The sequence below is a fragment of the Aromatoleum aromaticum EbN1 genome (assembly GCF_000025965.1).
Lineage (GTDB): Bacteria > Pseudomonadota > Gammaproteobacteria > Burkholderiales > Rhodocyclaceae > Aromatoleum > Aromatoleum aromaticum.
In genome coordinates this window covers 1,793,659-1,812,688 of record NC_006513.1, presented here as the reverse complement: position 1 = coordinate 1,812,688, position 19,030 = coordinate 1,793,659, and the positions used below count along the sequence as shown (strand labels likewise).

At 65.9% G+C, this 19,030-nt stretch carries 20 protein-coding genes; 10 read left to right on the top strand and 10 right to left on the bottom strand.

Annotation, left to right across the window (positions count from 1 at the left end; translation table 11 throughout):
• Position 1: 1 nt before the first annotated feature.
• From mreD to EBN1_RS08540, 3 genes are read right to left on the bottom strand one after another with little or no spacing between them, the layout of a single operon-like run.
• Positions 2–523 (bottom strand): rod shape-determining protein MreD, encoded by a 522-nt coding sequence (gene mreD, locus EBN1_RS08550; protein ID WP_011237551.1) that lies wholly within the window; start codon positions 521–523, stop codon positions 2–4.
• 2 nt (positions 524–525) lie between these two features.
• Positions 526–1,428: a rod shape-determining protein MreC gene (mreC, locus tag EBN1_RS08545; RefSeq protein ID WP_011237550.1), complete on the bottom strand. Its 903-nt coding sequence runs from the start codon at positions 1,426–1,428 to the stop codon at positions 526–528.
• 57 nt (positions 1,429–1,485) lie between these two features.
• Positions 1,486–2,529, bottom strand: a complete 1,044-nt coding sequence (locus tag EBN1_RS08540) for a rod shape-determining protein (protein WP_011237549.1) — start codon at positions 2,527–2,529, stop codon at positions 1,486–1,488.
• A 108-nt stretch (positions 2,530–2,637) separates the two neighbouring features.
• Here EBN1_RS08540 and gatC point away from each other — a divergent pair, with 108 nt between their 5' ends.
• The 6 genes from gatC (at position 2,638) to EBN1_RS08510 (ending at position 9,100) form a co-directional block, all read left to right on the top strand.
• Positions 2,638–2,925, top strand: coding sequence for an Asp-tRNA(Asn)/Glu-tRNA(Gln) amidotransferase subunit GatC (gene gatC, locus EBN1_RS08535; RefSeq protein WP_041646059.1), 288 nt, complete (start codon positions 2,638–2,640; stop codon positions 2,923–2,925).
• Positions 2,926–3,001: 76 nt separating this feature from the next.
• Positions 3,002–4,474 (top strand): Asp-tRNA(Asn)/Glu-tRNA(Gln) amidotransferase subunit GatA, encoded by a 1,473-nt coding sequence (gene gatA / locus EBN1_RS08530; RefSeq protein ID WP_011237547.1) that lies wholly within the window; start codon positions 3,002–3,004, stop codon positions 4,472–4,474.
• 16 nt (positions 4,475–4,490) lie between these two features.
• Entirely contained in the window at positions 4,491–5,972 is a 1,482-nt protein-coding gene (gatB, locus tag EBN1_RS08525; protein ID WP_011237546.1) for an Asp-tRNA(Asn)/Glu-tRNA(Gln) amidotransferase subunit GatB, read from the top strand.
• A 104-nt stretch (positions 5,973–6,076) separates the two neighbouring features.
• Positions 6,077–6,898 (top strand): class II glutamine amidotransferase, encoded by an 822-nt coding sequence (locus tag EBN1_RS08520; protein ID WP_011237545.1) that lies wholly within the window; start codon positions 6,077–6,079, stop codon positions 6,896–6,898.
• 76 nt (positions 6,899–6,974) lie between these two features.
• Positions 6,975–7,394, top strand: a complete 420-nt coding sequence (locus EBN1_RS08515; protein ID WP_011237544.1) for an HIT family protein — start codon at positions 6,975–6,977, stop codon at positions 7,392–7,394.
• A gap of 50 nt (positions 7,395–7,444) precedes the next feature.
• Positions 7,445–9,100, top strand: a complete 1,656-nt coding sequence (locus EBN1_RS08510; RefSeq protein ID WP_011237543.1) for a hypothetical protein — start codon at positions 7,445–7,447, stop codon at positions 9,098–9,100.
• On the opposite strand, the gene phoR is transcribed toward EBN1_RS08510, so the two are convergent.
• Both phoR and phoB read right to left on the bottom strand, forming a co-directional pair.
• Complete coding sequence (gene phoR, locus EBN1_RS08505; protein WP_049780229.1) at positions 9,042–10,382, bottom strand: phosphate regulon sensor histidine kinase PhoR; 1,341 nt, start codon at positions 10,380–10,382, stop codon at positions 9,042–9,044. The genes EBN1_RS08510 and phoR overlap by 59 nt on opposite strands.
• 30 nt (positions 10,383–10,412) lie before the next feature.
• Positions 10,413–11,120 carry a phosphate regulon transcriptional regulator PhoB gene (gene phoB, locus EBN1_RS08500; protein ID WP_011237541.1) on the bottom strand — a complete coding sequence of 236 codons (708 nt, stop codon included), beginning with the start codon at positions 11,118–11,120 and terminating at the stop codon, positions 10,413–10,415.
• A gap of 159 nt (positions 11,121–11,279) precedes the next feature.
• Between phoB and EBN1_RS08495 the strand changes: the two genes are divergently transcribed.
• The 4 genes from EBN1_RS08495 to EBN1_RS08480 all read left to right on the top strand — a co-directional run bounded on the left by EBN1_RS08495 (position 11,280) and on the right by EBN1_RS08480 (position 14,065).
• Positions 11,280–11,705 (top strand): gamma-butyrobetaine hydroxylase family protein, encoded by a 426-nt coding sequence (locus EBN1_RS08495; protein WP_011237540.1) that lies wholly within the window; start codon positions 11,280–11,282, stop codon positions 11,703–11,705.
• 2 nt (positions 11,706–11,707) lie between these two features.
• Complete coding sequence (gene ubiE / locus EBN1_RS08490) at positions 11,708–12,445, top strand: bifunctional demethylmenaquinone methyltransferase/2-methoxy-6-polyprenyl-1,4-benzoquinol methylase UbiE (RefSeq protein WP_011237539.1); 738 nt, start codon at positions 11,708–11,710, stop codon at positions 12,443–12,445.
• A 75-nt stretch (positions 12,446–12,520) separates the two neighbouring features.
• Positions 12,521–13,372: a Tim44 domain-containing protein gene (locus tag EBN1_RS08485; RefSeq protein WP_011237538.1), complete on the top strand. Its 852-nt coding sequence runs from the start codon at positions 12,521–12,523 to the stop codon at positions 13,370–13,372.
• Between the two features lie 48 nt (positions 13,373–13,420).
• On the top strand, positions 13,421–14,065 hold the full coding sequence (locus tag EBN1_RS08480) for a ubiquinone biosynthesis accessory factor UbiJ (protein WP_011237537.1): 645 nt from the start codon (positions 13,421–13,423) through the stop codon (positions 14,063–14,065).
• 81 nt (positions 14,066–14,146) lie between these two features.
• Here EBN1_RS08480 and EBN1_RS08475 read toward each other — a convergent pair whose 3' ends face one another.
• The 5 genes from EBN1_RS08475 to EBN1_RS08455 are packed head-to-tail and all read right to left on the bottom strand — an operon-like array spanning position 14,147 to position 19,030.
• Positions 14,147–14,572: a F0F1 ATP synthase subunit epsilon gene (locus tag EBN1_RS08475; protein WP_011237536.1), complete on the bottom strand. Its 426-nt coding sequence runs from the start codon at positions 14,570–14,572 to the stop codon at positions 14,147–14,149.
• A gap of 54 nt (positions 14,573–14,626) precedes the next feature.
• Positions 14,627–16,027, bottom strand: coding sequence for a F0F1 ATP synthase subunit beta (gene atpD, locus EBN1_RS08470; RefSeq protein ID WP_011237535.1), 1,401 nt, complete (start codon positions 16,025–16,027; stop codon positions 14,627–14,629).
• A gap of 26 nt (positions 16,028–16,053) precedes the next feature.
• Complete coding sequence (atpG, locus tag EBN1_RS08465) at positions 16,054–16,923, bottom strand: F0F1 ATP synthase subunit gamma (protein WP_011237534.1); 870 nt, start codon at positions 16,921–16,923, stop codon at positions 16,054–16,056.
• Positions 16,924–16,944: 21 nt separating this feature from the next.
• Positions 16,945–18,483: a F0F1 ATP synthase subunit alpha gene (gene atpA, locus EBN1_RS08460; RefSeq protein ID WP_011237533.1), complete on the bottom strand. Its 1,539-nt coding sequence runs from the start codon at positions 18,481–18,483 to the stop codon at positions 16,945–16,947.
• A gap of 10 nt (positions 18,484–18,493) precedes the next feature.
• Positions 18,494–19,030: a F0F1 ATP synthase subunit delta gene (locus EBN1_RS08455; RefSeq protein ID WP_011237532.1), complete on the bottom strand. Its 537-nt coding sequence runs from the start codon at positions 19,028–19,030 to the stop codon at positions 18,494–18,496.

Below are 19,030 nucleotides of genomic sequence, written 5' to 3'. Positions count from 1 at the left end.
GTCAGATCGGCCGGTTATCGTCCCGGTCCACTGGCCGATACTGCGGCAGCAACAGCAGGAAGTGCAGCGGAATCCACAATGCGGCGCTCGTGAAGCTCGACAGGAAATACTCCCAGCCGGGAAATTCGGCGCCGGCCACGAGCCGCACCAGCACCATGATGAGCTGCGTCAGGAAAAACATCGGCAGGATGTGCAGCGCCTGCTGCAACGGCGGAAACCACAGCACGCGGCGCGCGATGGACGTCGCGAGGTAGGCGAGCACGACATAGGCGAGCGCGTGCTGCCCCATCGCCGCGCCCTGCCCGATATCGACCAGCACGCCGAACACGAAAGCCGTCCCCATGCCGACGCGCAGCGGCTCGCGGATGCACCAGAAAGCCAGTACCAACGGTACCCAGTCCGGCACGCCGGGCAGGCGGCCGGTCGGGATGTACGCCAGCCCGAGCGCGACGAACAGGCTCAGGAACACGAACCAGTTCTTCGCCGGCTGCAGGATGCGGCTCGATCGATGGGTCGGCTGCACGATTATCCTTTCCGCTCGGGGCGGCGCAGCGCCGGGGACTGCGGCTGCGGCTGCGGCCGGGGCGGCGGGGCTTCGGCACGTCCGAGCACCAGCACCTGCGTCGTGCGCTCGACGGCAGCGACCGGATCGCACAGGACGACGGCAAAAGTCTGCGATTCGCGATCGACGCTGACGACTTCGGCCACCGGCAGCCCGGCGAGGAAGATGCCGTCGAGCCCCGACGTTTCCAGCCGGTCGCCAGGGAGCACATCGACTCCGGACAACGTGAAGCGCAGCTCCATGCGCCCCAGTCCCGCGCCGAACAGCACGCCGCGCAGGCCGTTGCGCGCGACCTGCACCGGCACCGCCTGGTCCTTGTCGGTCAGCAGCGTGACTTCGGCCTGCACCGGATACGCGCGCGTGACCTGCCCGATCATGCCCTGCGCGTTGACGACCGCCATCCCGGCCGCGACGCCGTGCTGGCTGCCGCGGTCGAGGATCACCTTGCGCGAGAACGGATCGGGGGCGTCGTAAAGGACTTCGGCCGCGACGCTGCGCACGCCCGGTGCCGGAGCCATCTGCAGCAGTTCCCGCAACTGCGCGTTGTCGCGTTCGAGCTGCTCGAAGCGCAGCAGCCGTTGTGCCGCATCGAGCTGGCTGCGCCGCAGCTCGGCGTTGTCCTGCTGCACTTCGACGAGCGTCGCGAAATAGACTGCCGCGTCACGGACGAAATCGACCGGCGCGGCTGCCGCCATCTGCAGCGGCCAGGTCGCGACCGACAGCCCCTGGCGCACCACTTCGAGGTAGCGGAACCGCAGGTCCGCCACCAGCATCGCCAGGCACACCGAGACGAGCACGAGCAGCCGCACGAGCGGCGTCGGGCCTTGCTTGAAAACGGGCGGAGACTGATGGCCGGCCAGCGACATCGCGGCGACTAGGCGGGGCGAGCAGCGAGCGGCAGGCGCCGCGGCCCGGGGTTCGTCTTATTCCGAAGCGAAGATGGAACCAAGCTTGTCCATTTTCTCGAGCGCCATGCCGCAGCCGCGCGCGACGCATGTCAAGGGCTCGTCGGCGACGATCACCGGCAGACCGGTTTCTTCCATCAGCAGCCGGTCGAGGTCGCGCAGCAGCGCGCCGCCACCGGTCAGCACCATGCCGCGGTCGGCGATGTCGGCACCGAGTTCAGGCGGCGTCTGTTCGAGCGCGATCTTCACCGCGGAGACGATCTGGTTCAGCGGCTCGGTCAGCGCTTCGAGGATCTCGTTGCTGGAAATCGTGAAGCTGCGCGGAATGCCTTCGGCGAGGTTGCGGCCTTTGACTTCCATCTCGCGCACTTCCGAGCCCGGAAAAGCGGAGCCGATTCCCTTCTTGATGTTCTCCGCAGTCGTGTCGCCGATCAGCATGCCGTAGTTGCGGCGGATGTAATTGACGATCGAGTCGTCGAACTTGTCGCCGCCGACCCGCACCGACCCCGCATAGACCATGCCACCCAGCGAGATCACGCCGACTTCGGTCGTGCCACCGCCGATGTCGACGACCATCGAACCGGTCGCGTCCGACACCGGCAGTCCCGCGCCGATCGCCGCGGCCATCGGCTCCTCGATGAGGTACACCTGGCTCGCGCCGGCAGCGAGCGCGGCGTCGCGGATCGCGCGCCGCTCGACCTGCGTCGAGCCGCAGGGAACGCAGACGATGATGCGCGGGGAAGGCGAGAACATCCGCGAGTCATGCACCTTCTTGATGAACTGCTTGATCATCTGTTCGGTCACGACGAAGTCCGCGATCACGCCATCTTTCATCGGCCGGATCGCGGTGATGTTGCCGGGAGTCTTGCCGAGCATCTGTTTGGCCGCGTGTCCGACAGCCTGGATCGTGCGTTTCGCGTTCGGGCCGCCTTCGGTACGGATCGCGACCACCGACGGTTCGTCGAGCACGATGCCTTTGCCCCGCACGTAGATCAGCGTGTTCGCAGTGCCGAGGTCGATCGCCAGATCGTTGGAAAAATAAGAGCGCAGGAAACCAAACATGGACAATTCCGAGACCAATGAAGACGGGCAGATGTACCGGCCAGAACAGGCGGCAAACGAATATGATAACCTACAAATCTTTGTGACTTAAGCAGGTTTTATTACCTCATGTCGCTCTCCACTGAACAGGTCCGGCGCATCGCCACGCTCGCCCGCATCGAACTCTCCGACGCCGACGCCGAAGCGACCCGCGGCAAGCTGAATGGCATTTTCGGCCTGATCGAGCAGATGCAGGCGGTCGACACCACCGGCGTCGAGCCGATGAGCCACCCGCAGGACGTCGCGCAGCGCCTGCGCCCCGACGTCGCCACCGAGTCCGATCGCCGCGAAGCGTTCCAGCGCATCGCGCCGCAGACCGAAGCCGGACTGTATCTCGTTCCCAAGGTTATCGAGTAAGGAACAGCGGGCGCCGGGCAGCGGCAGGGATCGCACGAATCATTTTCGTCCCGGCTGCGCGGCGCTCCCACGACATATGATCAACGCCAGCCTCACCGAACTGCGCGCCGCGCTCGACGCCCGAAAAATCTCGAGCGTCGAACTCGCGACGCTCTTCCTCGACCGCATCGAGCGGCTCGATGCGAGCCTCAACGCCTTCATCACCGTCGACCGCGACGGCGCGCTCGAAGCTGCCCGCGCCGCCGATGCGCGCATCGCCGCGGGAGATGCCGGGCCGCTCACCGGCATCCCGCTCGCGCACAAGGACGTATTCTGCACGGAAGGCGTGCTGACCACCTGCGGCTCGAAGATGCTCGCGAACTTCGTCAGCCCGTACGACGCGCACGTCGTCAGCCTGCTCAAAACCGCCGGCGCGGTGAGCCTCGGCAAAACCAACATGGACGAGTTCGCGATGGGCTCGTCGAACGAGAACTCCCACTTCGGCCCGGCGAAGAACCCCTGGGACACGACCCGCATTCCCGGCGGCTCGTCTGGCGGTTCGGCGGCCGCAGTCGCTGCGCGCCTCGTGCCGATCGCTACCGGCACCGACACCGGCGGCTCGGTGCGCCAGCCGGCGGCGCTGACCGGGGTCACCGGCATCAAGCCGACCTACGGCGTCGTCAGCCGCTACGGCATGATCGCGTACGCGAGTTCGCTCGACCAGGGCGGCGCCTTCGGCGCGTCCGCGGCCGACTGCGCGCAGCTCCTGACCGCAATGGCGGGTTTCGATCCGCGCGACTCGACGAGCCTCGAACGGCCGGCCGAAGACTATTCGCGCGAACTCGCCGCGCCGGCCGCTGCCCGCCCGCTCGCGGGCCTGCGCATCGGCCTGCCGAAGGAGTTTTTCGGCGCGGGCATGGCCGACGACGTGCGCGCCGCGGTCGAGGCGGCGCTCGACGGCTACCGCGCGCTCGGCGCGACGACGGTGGACGTGAGCCTGCCGAACGCGCAGCTCGCGATCCCTGCTTATTACGTGATCGCGCCGGCCGAAGCGTCGAGCAACCTGTCGCGCTTCGACGGCGTGCGCTACGGCCACCGCGCCGCCGAATACCGCGACCTTGCCGAGATGTATTCGAAGAGCCGCGCCGAAGGCTTCGGCGCCGAAGTCAAGCGCCGCATCCTCGTCGGCACTTACGTGCTGTCCCACGGCTACTACGACGCGTACTACCTGCAGGCGCAGAAGCTGCGCCGCCTGATCGCGCAGGATTTCCAGGCTGCGCTCGCCGGCTGCGATGTCATCGCCGGCCCGACGAGCCCGACGACCGCGTGGACGATCGGGGAGAAGTCCGACGATCCGGTGCAGATGTACCTGTCGGACATCTACACGATCGCGGTGAACCTCGCCGGCCTGCCGGGCCTGTCGCACCCGTGCGGCTTCGGCGCGGGCGAGCTGCCGGTCGGCCTGCAGCTCGTCGGCGACTACTTTTCCGAGGCGCGCCTGCTGAACGCCGCGCACCGCTTCCAGCAGGCGAGCGACTGGCACCTGCGCCGGCCGGCGATCGCCGCCTGAACGAGAGTTTGACACCATGAGCAGAAACGACTGGGAAGTGGTCATCGGACTGGAAGTCCATGCGCAGCTGAACACCGCGTCGAAGATTTTTTCCGCCGCCTCGACCGCGTTCGGCGCCGAGCCGAACGTGCAGGCGAGCGCCGTCGACATCGCACTGCCGGGCGTGCTGCCGGTCCTGAACGGCGGTGCGGTCGAGCGGGCGATCCGCTTCGGCGTTGCGATCGGCGCGACGGTCGCACCAAAAAGCGTTTTCGCGCGCAAGAACTACTTCTACCCGGATCTGCCGAAAGGCTACCAGATCAGCCAGTTCGAGCTGCCGGTCGTGCAGGGCGGCGCGATCACGATCCGCGTCGGCGACGGTGACAAAGCCTACGAGAAGACCGTGCAGCTCACGCGCGCGCACCTCGAGGAAGATGCCGGCAAGTCGCTGCACGAAGACTTCCACGGCATGAGCGGCATCGACCTGAACCGCGCCGGCACGCCGCTGCTCGAAATCGTCTCCGAACCCGACATGCGCTCGTCGGCCGAGGCCGTCGCGTACGCGCGCGCACTGCACGCGCTGGTGCGCTGGATCGACATCTGCGACGGCAACATGCAGGAAGGCTCGTTCCGCTGCGACGCGAACGTCTCGGTGCGCCGCCCCGGCGGGCCGCTCGGCACGCGCCGCGAAATCAAGAACCTGAACTCGTTCCGCTTCCTGCAGCAGGCGATCGACTTCGAAGTGCAGTGGCAGATCGGCACGATCGAGGACGGCGGCAGGATCCAGCAGGCGACCGTGCTGTTCGACCCCGACACGGGCGAGACGCGCATGATGCGCTCGAAGGAAGACGCGCACGATTACCGCTACTTCCCCGACCCCGATCTGCTGCCGCTGGTGATCCCGTCCGAATGGATCGCACGCGTGCGCAGCGAGATGCCGGAGTTGCCGGGCGCGATGAAGGCACGGTTCATCAACGACTACGGCCTGTCCGCCTACGACGCGGCGAGCCTCACTGCGGCGAAGGAAATCGCCGCGTACTACCAGGCGATGCTCGCCACTGCCGACACGAAACCGGGGAGTCAGGTGCCGAAGCTGGGGGCGAACTGGGTCATGGGCGAACTCGCCGCGCAGCTCAACCGCGCCGAACGCGACATCGGCGACTCGCCCGTCACACCCGCGCAGCTCGCGGGGCTCGTGCAGCGCATCGCCGACGGCACGATTTCGAACAACATCGCGCGCAAAGTGTTCGCCGCGCTGTGGAACGGCGAAGGCGGCTCCGGCGCCGATGCCGCCGATCGCATCATCGAAGCGCAGGGCCTGCGGCAGGTGAACGACAGCAGCGCGCTCGAACCGCTCATCGACGAAGTGCTCGCCGCGAACCGGAAATCCGTCGACGAATTCCGCGCCGGCAAGGAGAAGGCGTTCAACGCGCTCGTCGGCCAGGTCATGAAAGCGAGCCGGGGCAAGGCGAATCCGGCGCAGGTCAACGAGATGCTCAAGCGCAAGCTCGACGCCTGATCGATCGGCATGCCGCCCAAGGCAGGGGCGGGCGTCGCCGGAATGACCCTGCGCGCCGCTCGCTATAATGGCAAATAGCGATCAGCGACCTGAAAGGACCGGCGATGTGTCAGCTCCTCGGCATGAACTGCAACGTGCCCACGGACATCTGTTTCTCGTTCGCGGGCTTCCAGGCGCGCGGCGGCGTCACCGATCACCATCGTGACGGGTGGGGCATCGCGTTTTTCGAAGGGCGCGGCGTGCGCGTTTTCCTCGACCCGCAGCCGAGCGCGAATTCCCCGGTCGCCGAACTCGTTCGCAATTACCCGATCCGCTCGCTCAACGTCATCGCCCATATCCGCAAGGCCACCCAAGGCCAGGTGCGCCTCGACAACACACATCCGTTCCAGCGCGAACTGTGGGGGCGCTACTGGATTTTCGCGCACAACGGCAACCTGCTCGACTACGCGCCGGCGCTCACCGGGCGCTTCCTGCCGGTCGGCAGCACCGACTCCGAAGCCGCGTTCTGCCACATCCTGCAGTGCTTGGCGCAGCGCTTTCCGGACGGCCCGCCGAGCGCCGTCGCGCTGCACGAGACGCTGCGCGAACTGACGATCGAAATCGGACAGCATGGCGAGTTCAACTACCTGCTGTCGGACGGAGAACACCTGTTCGCCCATTGCTCGTCACGGCTCGCGTTCATCGTGCGCGAAGCGCCATTCACGGTCGCCCACCTCGCGGATCAGGACATGACTGTCGACTTCAGCCGCCACACCACGCCGAACGACCGCGTCGCGGTCATCGCGACCGTGCCGCTGACCGACAATGAAACCTGGCAGCAGATGACTCCCGGCTCGCTGGTGGCTTTCCGGCACGGCGCCCCCGTGCCGCTCGGTGACACCCCCACGATCGCCTCGCAACCGTCCCGCGCCACCGGAAGCAGGTAAATTTTGCTTCATCGCGGAATGGTGAAAGGCTAGAGTTGGCGTTTGCCAGATTCCGATGACTGCGGAGCCGCCGACGATGGACTGCACCTTGTGTCTTGCCGAAATGGAAACCCCGATCTGGCGCGACGGCAGCTGTCGCGTCATTCTGGTCAGGGATCACGACTACCCCGGTTTCTGCCGCGTCGTGTGGCATGAACACGTCGCCGAAATGAGCGACCTCACTGCGCCGGCGCAGCGCCACCTGATGAATGTCGTGCTCGCGACCGAAACCGCGCTGCGCCAGCTGATGCAGCCGGACAAGATCAACCTCGCGAGCCTCGGCAATGTCGTGCCGCACCTTCACTGGCACGTCGTTCCGCGCTTTCGCAACGACAGGCATTTCCCGCAGCCGATCTGGGGCATTCCGCAGCGCGAAGGCGCGCGGCACGAAACACCTGCGGTCCAGGCGCTCGCCGGCGCGATCGTCACTGCCCTGACCGAACTCACCGCAGGCTGAATCCGCGCCATCCAAGCCGCCACGTCGAGCATCGGCAACCCAAGGATCGCATGGCGCACGAATCCCCGATCGACTGCGGCAATCCGGCCGAATGCCTCGATCTGCTCAAGCGCCTGCGCATGCTCGACATCGATGCGACGCAGCGCACGCTCGCGGACATCGTCGCCGCGCTGCTGCGCGCGTTGCCGGCGCCGAACCAGCACCTCGAAGTCCTCGAAGCCGCGCGGGCGCAGGTCGACTTCGTGCAGGCCGAAATGGCGAAGCGCTATGCCGCTCACCCGCTCCCTCCCGACAGCAGCGAAAACGAGACGCTCGCGCGGGTGGTTTCGCTGTGGCGCGGGATGGCGCGTTCATACGCGCAGATAAGCCGCCAGGACGCAGCCTCCGGCACTCTCGACGACCAGCGCGCGCTGCTCGCGCAGCGGCGCGTCGATTACACCGGCAGGGCGCTGTTGGAGTACTTCCGTGCTCACCGGGCACCGCCGCATGGCACCTGGGCCGAGCTGCACGACAGCTATTCGGTGGCGGAAGCGCGCGGCGTCGCCGGCGTTCGCGTGCCGGATTCGCTCAACGAAGTATGGAAAGCGCAAAGTGCGCTGGAAGCTTACGTCTCGGCGCTGCTCGTCGATCTCGCAAATCCGTTCGGCCGCGGCGAGCGGGAGTTCAGATGGGTATACCGCTGGGCGCAGCGCTTCGCCCCCTATTGCAGCCTCGACGCGGAGCCCGACACCGGGCGGACGGAAGCGGCTGCATTCGGCATCGATCTTGCCGGCGACCACGGACCGCGCCCGCTGTGGTTAATCGGGCCGCCGGGCGCTGGCGTGCGCCGCTTCGACGCCAGCCGGCTCGCCGGGCAGATCCGGGCGGTGCTGACGCAGTTCAGGCAGGGTGTCGCCCCGGCTTCGCTCGGCCTCGGCGCGGACTGTCCGACCGATGCCTGCGCGGCGCTGCTGTTGTCCCTTTATCGCCCGTGGGGGCTGGCATCGGCCGCGCGACGGTTTCCGCGGCGGAGCGGCAAGGGAAGCGCGGAGCTGTGCGGCGACTGGCTGACGATCGGCTTTCACATCGGCGGCAGGACTTTCGAGCAACCCACCGGGGGCGTGATGGCCGGCAACTTGGCACGTGACATTTCGCTGCTGACGTTCGGCGAGCGGGGGCCGGAGGCAGTTCCGGGGCGGCCGGAACAGCTGCGGCAACGCCTCGCCGCGACACTCGGCTTCGTCTGCGGACACTGGGACATCGTCGACCATTCGGTGAACGGCTTTCGCCTGCAGCAACACCCGCACACTGAGCGTCTCGAGCATCACCAGCTCGTCGGCATCCGCCCGCCCGACGGCGAACGTTTCCTGCTCGGCCAGGTGACCTGGCTGATGTACCGGGAGGACGGCGTGATGGAAGCCGGTATCCACGTTCTGGCGGGCCTGCCGAAAGTCGTCGCCGCCCGCCTGTTCGGCTTGAACATCGGCACGCATGTCGCCTACCAGCAGGTCTTCCTGCTGCCGGCGACGCCAGCGCTGAAAGCCCCGGCGTCGCTGGTGCTGCCCGGCGGGTGGTTCCAGGCCCGGCGCGTCATCGAAGTCCATGATGACGAGGCGGCGCAGGTGAGGCTGACCGGGCTGCTGGCGCGCGGCACGAATTTCGATCAGGTCAGTTTCGAAGCGCTGACCGATCCCGCGCGAGACGCGCCGCAGGAAACCGGGCACTGAAGCGGCTGCCCTTGCCATACTCGCTTTCGATATGCAGCTGCGCATCATGGCGCGACAGGATGTGCTTGACGATCGCGAGGCCGAGCCCGGTGCCGCCGGTTTCGCGCGAGCGTCCGCGGTCGATGCGGTAGAAGCGTTCCGTCAGCCGCGGAAGATGTCGGGCTTCGATACCGATCCCGGTGTCTTCGACCGCGAATTCGGCTCCGCTGCCGGCCCGTCGCCACACCAAGCGGATCCGCCCGCCGCCCGGCGTGTAGCGCACCGCATTGCTCGCGAGGTTCGCAAACGCCGAACGCAGTTCCTTTCCGCTGCCGAGAAGCAATGCGTTTTCGCTTCCTTCCGCGACGACAAGGCTGACTTCGTGGCGTCCGCCCGACAGCAATTCGGTGTCGCGGGCGATGTCGGCGAGCAACGGGCCGACTGCGATCTTCTCTTCGACCGCTGCCGGAGCGCCCGTTTCGAGCGCGGACAGCGTCAGCAGGTCTTCGATCAGGGACTGCATCCGCCACGACTGGTCGAACGCGAGCCGAAGATAGCGCATCGCTTCGGCGGGCTCCAGGTCCTCGTGCGCGTCGATCAGTGTTTCGAGGAAACCGATGACGACCGTCAGCGGCGTGCGCAATTCGTGCGAGACATTCGCGATGAAATCGCGGCGCATGGTTTCGAGTTTTTCGAGCTGGCTGATATCGCGCGACACGATCATTTTCTGCCCGTCGCCGAATGGCACGGCCTGCACCAGCAGCGTCAGACCCGGGCGGCGACCCGAGCGCAGGATCGCCGGCTCAGTGCCATCCCGCCTCCCGAGCAGGCGCACGAACTCGGGTTCGCGCACGAGAGTCGTGACCGGCGCTCCCTGGTCCCGCGAGGCGTCGAGGCCGAAATGCTGCCCCGCCGTGGTGTTGATCCACTCGATCTGGTCGCTGGCGGAAAGGTACATCACGCCATCGGGCATCGCTTCGCTCGCTTCGCGAAAACGTTCCAGCGCGACCGATAGCTGCTCGCGCGCCTCGTCGCCGACCCGTGCGCGCCGTGCCAGCCCGGCGAACGCGTAGTGCCAGGTTCCCGCGCCGTGCGGCGGCGGCGTGCCGACCGGTTCCTGCGCCCATACGGCGAGGCGGCAGAGATTGCGCACGTGGTGCACATACAGCAGCAGCACGCTGCCGCTCATCGTCAGCAGCCCGGCGAGCGGACCTGCGGCGAGCCCGACGGCCAGCGCCGCGGCGACGATGAGCGCAAGCGTGCCGGCCGCAACGCTGCGGACGTAACGGGCAGAAGGGGGGATGGCGGGCTCCGGCAGGCAGTCAGGGCCGGATTATTGCACGCTGCCGCGCTCGATCCGGAGCGAGAAACGGTAGCCACTGCCGCGCACCGTCTGGATCAGCTGATCGTGCCCGCTCGGCTCGAGCGCCGCACGCAAGCGCCGCACATGCACGTCCACGGTGCGGTCCTCGACGAAGACATGATCGCCCCAGACCTTGTCGAGCAACTGGGCGCGCGAATGCACGCGTTCGGGATGAGTCATGAAGAAATGCAGCAGGCGGAATTCAGTCGGGCCGAGCGCAACCGGCCTGTCCCCGCAGCCGACCCTGTGCGTCACGGGGTCGAGCCGCAGGTCGCCGGCCTCGACTGCGTCTTCGGTGGTTTGCGGGGCGCGCCGGCGCAGCACAGCGGTGATCCGGGCCGCGAGTTCGCGCGGGCTGAACGGCTTGGTGATGTAGTCGTCGGCGCCGCTCTCGAGGCCGGCAACCTTGTCCTGCTCTTCGCCGCGCGCCGTCAGCATGATGATCGGAATCTCGCGGGTCCGTTCGTCGCCCCTGAGCCGGCGCGCGAACTCGATGCCGGTCATGCCCGGCAGCATCCAGTCGAGCAGCACCAGGTCGGGTAGTGCGTCGCGCAGACGCTGCGCTGCCTCCTCGGCGTCGGATGCGCGTACGACGCGGTGGCCGGCCCGGCTCAGGCTGGCGGCGATGAGCTCCTGAATGGCCAGTTCGTCTTCCACTAGCAGAATGTTCGCGGGCATCGCATCACTCCATGTTGGTCGACGCAGTGTATTGCGGGCATTTGAATTTTTTGTGACAAACCGTCCCGGCGCAATCGGAGCGCTGCCCGCCGGGCGCGGCCGGGCTGCGCCGATTCGGGTATGATTGGATTCCCGACATCGCCGGACTCACCAGTCACCATGGCCGGACTCGACGACAAGACACCGATCCCCACTGCCCTCACGCTGCACCGCAAATCCCGCGTGCTCGAAATCGCGTTCGACGATGGCAGCGAGTTTTCGCTGCCGTTCGAGTATCTGAGGGTGTATTCCCCTTCGGCCGAGGTGCGCGGACACGGAGCCGGCCAGGAAGTGCTTCAGGTCGGCAAACGCGACGTCGACATCGTCGATCTCGAACCGGTCGGCAACTACGCCGTGAAACCGGTGTTTTCGGACGGACACGACAGCGGGCTGTATTCGTGGGACTACCTGCACCGGCTCGCGACGCAGCACGACGCGCTATGGCAGCAGTATCTCGACCGGCTCGCGCAGGAAGGCCGCAGCCGCGATCCCGCTGAAAATCCCCCCCCTCCGCCAAAATCCGGCTGCGGCGGTCACAAGCACTGAGCATGAACGAAAAGACGACCCACTTCGGCTTCGAGACGGTAGCGGAAGGCGAAAAGCACAAAAAAGTCGCCGAGGTGTTTTCCTCGGTCGCTCGCCGCTACGACGTCATGAACGATCTCATGTCCTTCGGCCTGCATCGGCTGTGGAAGGCGTTCACGATCCAGATATCGGGAGTCGGTCGCGGTGACCGCGTGCTCGACGTCGCCGGCGGCACCGCGGACCTGTCGCTCGCGTTCGCGAAGCGGGTCGGCCGCGACGGCCAGGTGTGGCTCACCGACATCAATCACGCGATGCTGTCGCGCGGGCGCGACCGGGTGCTCGACCGCGGCTTCGCGCTGCCGGTCGCGCAATGCGACGCCGAGAAGCTGCCGTTTCCCGACAACTGGTTCGACTGCGTGACAGTCGCGTTCGGCCTGCGCAACATGACCCACAAAGACGTCGCGCTCGCCGAGATGCGGCGCGTGCTGCGTCCGGGCGGCCGTCTGCTCGTGCTCGAATTCTCGAAAGTCTGGGCGCCGCTCGCGCCCGCCTACGATCTCTATTCGTTCAAGATCCTGCCATGGATGGGCGACAAAGTCGCCCACGACGCGGACAGCTACCGCTATCTGGCCGAATCGATCCGGATGCACCCTTCCCAGAACGAGCTGAAGGAGCTGATGGAACGAGTCGGCCTGAAGCGAGTCGATTACTTCAACCTGACCGGGGGCGTCGTCGCCCTGCACCGCGGCTACAAGCTCTGATTCCGCAGCGTGCGCCCGCTTCCTTTCCTGCGGGGGCGGCCGGCCGGCTTCACAATGAACGGAGACCCGTCACACATGAAAAACCTGCTTCTCGGCCTCATCGCGGTCATTTTCACCCTCGGCTTCGGCATCCCCGACGCCGACGCCAAGCGTCTGGGCGGTGGTGGCAGCTTCGGCATGCAGCGCCAGATGACCCCGCCCACGCCGCGCCAGCCGTCAGCCGCTCCGCAGCAGACGCCGCAGGGCGCGAATGCCGTGCCGCAGAAGCGCTCGTGGATGGGTCCGCTCGCCGGGCTGGCCGCCGGCCTCGGCTTGGCCGCGCTCTTCTCGCATCTGGGGTTCGGCGCCGAAATGGGCTCGTTGCTGATGATCGCGCTGCTGGTCTTTGCCGCGCTGATGCTGTTCCGCATGCTGTCGCGTCGCAATGCAGCAGCGCGCTCGGGGGGCGCGATGCAGTACGCCGGCGCTCCTGCCGGCGGAAATTTCCCTGCTTCTGCGCCGACCAGCTTCCCCGCTGCCAGCAGCGCGGCGGCGCCGGCCCCGGCGGGCAAAATCCCGACGAACTTCGATGCCGAAGCGTTCGTGCGGCAGGCCAAAGTCCAGTTCATCCGCCTGCAGGCCGCCAACGATGCCGGCAATCTCGAAGACATCCGCGAATTCACGTCACCCGAGATGTTTGCTGAAATTCGCATGCAGCTGACCGAGCGCGGCCCGGGAACACAGCGCACCGATGTCGTGGAGCTGAACGGCGAAGTCCTCGAAGTCGTCGAAGAGGCGCAGCGCTACGTCGTCAGCATCCGCTTCTCCGGCCTGCTGCGCGAAGAAGAAGGCGCAGCGCCGGCGGCGTTCGACGAAGTGTGGCATCTGACCAAACCCAGCACCGGAAACGTCGGGTGGGTCGTTGCGGGCATCCAGCAGCTTTCCTGAACCCTCTTCTACCGCGGACCCCGGATCGCCGGGGTCCGGCAGAAAACGATGTCCGTCGCACGCCGCGGTTTTCTCACCGCCATCAACCACCTGCTCGGCCCGGCGCCTTGGGCCCGGGAACGGCTTTCGCCCTATGCGGGTCGGCACGCGCTGCTGCATGCCGACCCTTTCGATATCATGTTCACGGTCCTGCCGGACGGTTTCCTCACGGCCGCGGACGCAGGGACGGCTCCTTCGATCACGCTTTCGCTTCCACTCGGCGCGCTGCCCGGCCTCCTCGCCGGAGATCCGGGCAAGGCAATGAGCGAAGTGCGCATCGACGGCAATGCCGAGTTCGCCGACGCGCTCGGCTTCGTGTTCCGCAACTTGCGCTGGGACGCCGAGGAAGACCTGTCGCGCGTGCTTGGCGACATCCTCGCCCGTCGCGTCGTGCTCGGCGCGCAGGCCCTCAGGGACGGAGGTTTGAGGGCGTGCCAGGCGTTGGGCGGAAACTTCGCGGAATACCTCACCGAAGAGCAGCCGCTCCTCGTCACGCGCGCAGCGCTCGACGGGCATGGGGGGGAACTGGGCAACCTGCGTGACGACCTCGCGCGCCTCGACAAGCGCGTCGAGCGGCTCTCCACCTCCCGACAGTCCCCGTCGCGCCGTGACCAGCGTGCCTCCGCCCTGACTGTCCCACCGAGCGAGCGCTAATTTCGCCGCAGGCAGGAAAGCACGCAAACAAAAAGGGCAGTCCTGACGGAGCTGCCCTTTTTCTTTCGCTCGCCGTCCGGCTCAGTGGCCGCGTTTGCGCAGCTTCTGGATCGCTGCGATCTGTGCGATCGCTTCGGCGAGTTCCGCCTGTGCCTTGGCGTAATCGATTTCAGTCGATTGGTTTTTCAGCGCCTCTTCCGCGATGCGCTTGGCTTCGAGAGCTTTCGCCTCGTCCAGATCCTTGCCCCGGATCGCCGTGTCCGCAAGCACCGTGACCAGTCCCGGCTGCACTTCGAGAATGCCGCCGGCGACGAAAACGAGTTCTTCCTCTGCCTGGTCGGGACGCTTCACCCGTACTGCACCCGGCTTGATCCGGGTCATCAGCGGCATGTGGCCGGGCAGTATCCCAAGCTCACCCGCTTCGCCCGGAAGCGCGACGAATTCAGCCAGGCCGGAAAAGATCTGCTCTTCCGCGCTGACGATGTCTACATGAACCGTCATAGCCATAGTGATGTCCTTTTCAAGGCCGCGCGGCGGTCGTCTGCCGCGCGGCGGGCCCGATTACTGAAGCTTCTTGGCCTTTTCCATGGCCTCTTCGATACCGCCGACCATGTAGAACGCCTGTTCGGGCAGGTGGTCGCACTCGCCGTTCACGATCATCTTGAAGCCGTTGATCGTGTCCTTGAGCGGCACGTACTTGCCCGGCGAACCGGTGAACACTTCCGCGACGTGGAACGGCTGCGACAGGAAGCGCTGGATCTTCCGCGCGCGGGACACCGCGAGCTTGTCTTCCGGCGACAGTTCGTCCATGCCCAGAATCGCGATGATGTCGCGCAGTTCCTTGTAGCGTTGCAGCGTCACCTGCACCTGGCGAGCGACGTTGTAGTGCTCTTCGCCGACCACCAGCGGATCGAGCTGGCGGCTCGTCGAGTCGAGCGGATCGACGGCGGGGTAGATACCCAGCGCAGCGATGTCACGCGACAGCACGACGGTCGAGTCGAGGTGCAGGAAGGTCGTCGCCGGCGACGGGTCGGTCAAGTCGTCCGCAGGAACGTATACAGCTTGGATCGACGTGATCGAGCCGACTTTCGTCGAAGTGATGCGCTCCTGCAGGCGACCCATTTCTTCCGCCAGCGTCGGCTGGTAACCCACCGCGGACGGCATCCGGCCGAGCAGCGCGGACACTTCGGTACCGGCCAGCGTGTAGCGGTAGATGTTGTCCACGAAGAACAGGATGTCGCGGCCTTCGTCGCGGAAGCGCTCGGCCATCGTCAGGCCCGTCAGCGCGACGCGCAGGCGGTTGCCCGGCGGTTCGTTCATCTGACCGAACACCATCGCGACCTTGTCGAGAACGTTGGAGTCCTTCATCTCGTGGTAGAAGTCGTTCCCTTCACGGGTCCGCTCGCCCACGCCTGCGAACACCGACAGGCCCGAGTGCTGCTTGGCGATGTTGTTGATCAGCTCCATCATGTTCACGGTCTTGCCGACGCCGGCGCCGCCGAACAGGCCGACCTTGCCGCCTTTCGCGAACGGGCAGACGAGGTCGATAACCTTGATGCCGGTTTCGAGCAGGTCGACTGAAGGTGACAGCTCGTCGAACTTCGGCGCTTTCGCATGGATCGGACGCAGCTCGTCGGCCTCGATCGGGCCAGCTTCGTCGATCGGGCGGCCGAGCACGTCCATGATGCGGCCGAGCGTGCCGTGGCCGACCGGGATCGAGATCCCCTTGCCGGTGCTGGCGACTTTCATGCCGCGGCGCAGGCCGTCGGACGAACCCATTGCAATCGTACGCACCACGCCGTCGCCGAGCTGTTGCTGGACTTCGAAGGTCAGCCCCTCTTCGGCGAACGAACCGGCGGCATTCTCGAGCTTCAGCGCGTCATACACCTTGGGCATCGCTTCGCGGGGGAACTGGATATCCACCACGGCGCCGATGCACTGAACGATCGTTCCTTGACTCATCGTCATTTCCTTAAATCAGTTATGCGTTACACCGCGGCGGCGCCGCTGACGATCTCCGACAGCTCTTTCGTGATCGCTGCCTGGCGGGTCTTGTTGTAGACCAGCTGCAGTTCCCCGATCACATTCTTCGCGTTGTCGGACGCGGCCTTCATCGCCACCATGCGCGCGCTCTGCTCCGAAGCCATGTTCTCGGCGACCGCCTGATAGACCAGCGCCTCGACGTAGCGCACCAGCATCTCGTCGATGACGACCTGCGGGTCGGGCTCGTACAGGTAGTCCCACGAACCTTCCGGCGTGCCGAGCTTCTCACCGGTCAGCGGCAGCAGCTGCTCGAGCACCGGTTCCTGCTTCATCGTGTTGATGAAACGCGTGTAAGCCACATAGACCGCGTCGAGCTCGCCGTTCTGGAACGCATCGAGCATGATCTTGACCGGGCCGATCATCTTTTCGAGATGGGGCGTGTCGCCGAGCTGCACGACGTGAGACACGACTTTCGCCCCCATCCGCTGCATGAAACCGAAGCCTTTGTTGCCGATGCAGCAGGCCTGGATTTCGGTTGTGCCGGAAGCGTCCCACCCTTTCATCGCGTTCAGCGCGACACGCTGGATGTTGGTGTTGAGACCGCCGCAAAGACCCTTGTCGGTGGTGACCAGAATCAGACCCACGCGCTTCACCTCGTCCTTCTGGACGAGGAAAGCGTGCTTGTAGTCGGTCACATTGGCCTGGGACAGGTTCGCGGCGAGGCGGCGGATCTTCTCGGCATAGGGACGGGCGGCACGCATCCGGTCCTGCGCCTTGCGCATCTTGGATGCCGCTACCATTTCCATCGCCTTGGTGATCTTGCGCGTGTTTTGCACGCTCTTGATCTTGGTACGGATTTCCTTACCGCTAGCCATATTCCGTCTCCGTCCGCGGCCTTAGGCCCAGCTCTTCTTGAACTCGTCGATCACTGCGACCAGTTGCTTCTCGCCGTCGGCGTCGAGCTCCTTGGAAGTCATGATCTTGGTCACGAGAGCCGGATTCTTGGCCTTGACGTACTGCTGCAGCCCGGATTCGAACGCCAGCAGGCGCGGCACTTCGACGTCGTCGAAATAGCCGTTGTTGACCGCGTACAGCGTGATCGCCATGTCGGCGACCGACAGCGGCGCGTACTGCGGCTGCTTCATCAGTTCTGTGACGCGGCGGCCGCGCTCGAGCTGCTTGCGCGTGGCGTCGTCGAGGTCGGACGCGAACTGCGCGAACGCCGCGAGTTCGCGATACTGCGCGAGGTCGGTACGAATGCCGCCGGACAGCTTCTTGATGACTTTGGTCTGCGCGGCGCCACCCACGCGGGACACCGAGATACCGGCGTTGATCGCGGGACGGATACCGGCGTTGAAGAGGTCGGTGTCGAGGAAGATCTGGCCGTCGGTAATCGAGATCACGTTCGTCGGCACGAACGCGGACACGTCGCCGGCTTGCGTCTCGATGATCGGCAGCGCGGTCAGCGAACCGGTCTTGCCCTTGACTTCGCCGTTCGTGAACTTCTCGACGTGATCGGCGGACACGCGCGACGCACGCTCGAGCAGGCGCGAGTGCAGATAGAACACGTCGCCGGGATAGGCTTCGCGGCCCGGCGGGCGGCGCAACAGCAGCGAGATCTGGCGGTAGGCCCACGCCTGCTTGGTCAGATCGTCATAAATGATCAGCGCGTCCTGGCCGCGGTCGCGGAAGTACTCGCCCATCGTGCAGCCCGAGTACGGCGCGATGAACTGCATCGCGGCCGATTCGGAAGCGGTCGCAGCGACGACGATGGTATATTCCATCGCGCCGTGCTCTTCGAGCTTGCGCACCACGTTCGCGATCGTCGAGGCCTTCTGGCCGATCGCGACGTAGACGCAGAACATGTCCTGGCCTTTCTGGTTGATGATCGCATCGACCGCGACAGCCGTCTTGCCGGTCTGGCGATCGCCGATGATCAGCTCGCGCTGGCCACGGCCGATCGGCACCATCGCATCGACCGACTTCAGGCCGGTCTGCACCGGCTGCGACACCGACTGGCGCCAGATCACGCCCGGCGCGACTTTTTCGATCTTGTCGGTCAGCTTGGCGTTGATCGGGCCCTTGCCGTCGATCGGCTGGCCCAAGGCGTTTACGACGCGGCCGATCAGCTCGGGGCCGACCGGCACTTCGAGAATGCGGCCGGTCGCCTTGACCGGGTCGCCTTCGGTGATGTGTTCGTATTCACCCAGGACCACTGCACCGACCGAGTCGCGCTCGAGGTTCAGCGCGAGGCCGAAGGTATTGCCGGGGAACTCCAGCATTTCGCCCTGCATGACGTCGGCGAGACCGTGAACGCGCGTGATGCCGTCGGTAACCGACACGACAGTGCCTTCGTTGCGCGACGTGGCTGCGAGCTGCAGGTTCTGGATCCGGCTCTTAATCAGATCACTGATTTCAGAGGGGTTGAGTTGCATGTATATGCTCCTAGTTCTTTAGCGCAGCGGCCATGTTCGCGAGCTTGCCGCGGACCGAGGCGTCGATCACTTCGTCGCCGATCGCGATGCGGACCCCGCCGATGAGTTCGGGGTCGAGGCTGACCTTGGTGTTCAGCCTGGTCTTGAAACGCGTTTCAAGATCGGCTTTCAGGTTCGCCAGCGTGGCATCGTCGAGCGGGAACGCGGAGGCGATTTCCGCCTCCTGGACGCCTTCGTGTTCGTTCTTGAGTTCAACGAACAGGTCACGGATCTCCGGAAGCATCTGCAGGCGCTCGTTGTCGACGAGGACACGAACGAAATTCTGCAGCTCGGGAGTGAAGCCTTGCCCCGCAACGTCGATGAACAGCTGATACAGCTGGTCGGCGGACAGCTTGGGATTGCTGATGCAGGCTTTCATCGACGCATCCGCGGCAGCGGCGGCGAGACGATCGAGTGCTTCCGACCAAGGCCCCAGCGCACCTGCCCCGCGGGCCAGCTCGAAGGCGGCATCCGCATAGGGGCGCGCGATGGTGACGTTCTCGGCCAT

Bases quoted from the DNA above. Each gene is read 5' to 3' on its own strand.
- mreC (WP_011237550.1), bottom strand. From the start codon at position 1,428: ATGTCGCTGGCCGGCCATCAGTCTCCGCCCGTTTTCAAGCAAGGCCCG.
- EBN1_RS08540 (WP_011237549.1), bottom strand. From the start codon at position 2,529: ATGTTTGGTTTCCTGCGCTCTTATTTTTCCAACGATCTGGCGATCGAC.
- gatC (WP_041646059.1), top strand. From the start codon at position 2,638: ATGTCGCTCTCCACTGAACAGGTCCGGCGCATCGCCACGCTCGCCCGC.
- gatA (WP_011237547.1), top strand. From the start codon at position 3,002: ATGATCAACGCCAGCCTCACCGAACTGCGCGCCGCGCTCGACGCCCGA.
- gatB (WP_011237546.1), top strand. From the start codon at position 4,491: ATGAGCAGAAACGACTGGGAAGTGGTCATCGGACTGGAAGTCCATGCG.
- EBN1_RS08520 (WP_011237545.1), top strand. From the start codon at position 6,077: ATGTGTCAGCTCCTCGGCATGAACTGCAACGTGCCCACGGACATCTGT.
- EBN1_RS08515 (WP_011237544.1), top strand. From the start codon at position 6,975: ATGGACTGCACCTTGTGTCTTGCCGAAATGGAAACCCCGATCTGGCGC.
- EBN1_RS08510 (WP_011237543.1), top strand. From the start codon at position 7,445: ATGGCGCACGAATCCCCGATCGACTGCGGCAATCCGGCCGAATGCCTC.
- phoB (WP_011237541.1), bottom strand. From the start codon at position 11,120: ATGCCCGCGAACATTCTGCTAGTGGAAGACGAACTGGCCATTCAGGAG.
- EBN1_RS08495 (WP_011237540.1), top strand. From the start codon at position 11,280: ATGGCCGGACTCGACGACAAGACACCGATCCCCACTGCCCTCACGCTG.
- ubiE (WP_011237539.1), top strand. From the start codon at position 11,708: ATGAACGAAAAGACGACCCACTTCGGCTTCGAGACGGTAGCGGAAGGC.
- EBN1_RS08485 (WP_011237538.1), top strand. From the start codon at position 12,521: ATGAAAAACCTGCTTCTCGGCCTCATCGCGGTCATTTTCACCCTCGGC.
- EBN1_RS08480 (WP_011237537.1), top strand. From the start codon at position 13,421: ATGTCCGTCGCACGCCGCGGTTTTCTCACCGCCATCAACCACCTGCTC.
- EBN1_RS08475 (WP_011237536.1), bottom strand. From the start codon at position 14,572: ATGGCTATGACGGTTCATGTAGACATCGTCAGCGCGGAAGAGCAGATC.
- atpD (WP_011237535.1), bottom strand. From the start codon at position 16,027: ATGAGTCAAGGAACGATCGTTCAGTGCATCGGCGCCGTGGTGGATATC.
- atpG (WP_011237534.1), bottom strand. From the start codon at position 16,923: ATGGCTAGCGGTAAGGAAATCCGTACCAAGATCAAGAGCGTGCAAAAC.
- atpA (WP_011237533.1), bottom strand. From the start codon at position 18,483: ATGCAACTCAACCCCTCTGAAATCAGTGATCTGATTAAGAGCCGGATC.
- EBN1_RS08455 (WP_011237532.1), bottom strand. From the start codon at position 19,030: ATGGCCGAGAACGTCACCATCGCGCGCCCCTATGCGGATGCCGCCTTC.